The 430-nt window shown below is 46.3% G+C and carries 1 protein-coding gene; it reads right to left on the minus strand.

The window, feature by feature from the left end; genetic code table 11:
* Positions 1-430: GNAT family N-acetyltransferase (locus tag EKL29_RS22965; protein WP_148104582.1), on the minus strand; the 430-nt coding region annotated here is incomplete at both ends.

Genomic DNA, 430 nt, shown 5'->3' on the forward strand with positions numbered 1-430 from the left:
GGAACTGGAAACCAAAACGCTCAGCCAGATAATTTGAACGTTTGTTATCTTCATCAATAATACAGCACACTGGAGAAGAAAAAGTCTGGTCGGCCCATAGCAAAACTGCAGCCAGTGCTTCAGACGCATATCCTTTGCCCCGTGCTTCTGGAATCAATGTCCATCCGGCTTCAGGGTATTTTAACTCAGGCGTGGTATTACGTTGAGCATCCTGAAAACCAAACGCACCAGCATAACGGTTTGTTGCTTTTTCAAATACTGCCCAGTAGCCATATCCTAACGCATGCCAGTGTCCGATATAACGTAATAAGCGGGTCCAGACCATTTCTGCCGTTGGATTCTCTCCGCCATTAATTTTAGCCATTTCAGGCGTAGCCCAGCATGCCTTGAGTGCGGGAAAGTCATCGAGCGTAAATTGCTTCAAAATCAG

Origin of the sequence: Pantoea sp. YU22, from assembly GCF_003970755.1 — a bacterium.
Lineage (GTDB): Bacteria > Pseudomonadota > Gammaproteobacteria > Enterobacterales > Enterobacteriaceae > Pantoea > Pantoea piersonii.